This window comes from Marinitenerispora sediminis, from assembly GCF_003336425.1.
Taxonomy (GTDB): Bacteria; Actinomycetota; Actinomycetes; order Streptosporangiales; family Streptosporangiaceae; genus Marinitenerispora; species Marinitenerispora sediminis.
In genome coordinates, this window is the sequence record NZ_QEIO01000367.1 from 1 (window position 1) to 440 (window position 440).

At 70.7% G+C, this 440-nt stretch carries 1 protein-coding gene; it reads right to left on the bottom strand.

Annotation, left to right across the window (positions count from 1 at the left end):
• Window positions 1-440, bottom strand: a 440-nt coding sequence (locus DEF28_RS26850; RefSeq protein ID WP_114400952.1) for an aldehyde dehydrogenase family protein, incomplete at both ends; no start/stop codon positions are given.

Consider the following 440-nt stretch of genomic DNA (forward strand, 5'->3'; position numbering starts at 1 on the left):
GCGCGGGACGCCGCGGAGCACTTCTGCCCCTGGTACTCGAACGCCCCCCGCACCAACGCCGTCCGCAGCACATCCGGATCAGCCGACGCGTGCGCCACCACGAAATCCTTACCCCCGGTCTCCCCCACCACCCGCGGATAGGACCGGTACCCCGCGATGTTCTCCCCCACCGACCGCCACAGCCGCTGGAACGTCGCCGTCGACCCCGTGAAATGCACCCCCGCCAGATCCGGATCCCGCAGCAGCACCTCCGACACCGCACGGCCGTCGCCCGTCACCATGTTCACCACACCCGGCGGCAGCCCCGCCTCCTCCAGCAACCGCATGGTCAGGTCCGCGGCGAACTGCTGGGTCGGCGAGGGCTTCCAGACCACGACGTTGCCCATGAGGGCGGGCGCGGTGGGCAGGTTCCCGGCGATCGCCGTGAAGTTGAACGGCGT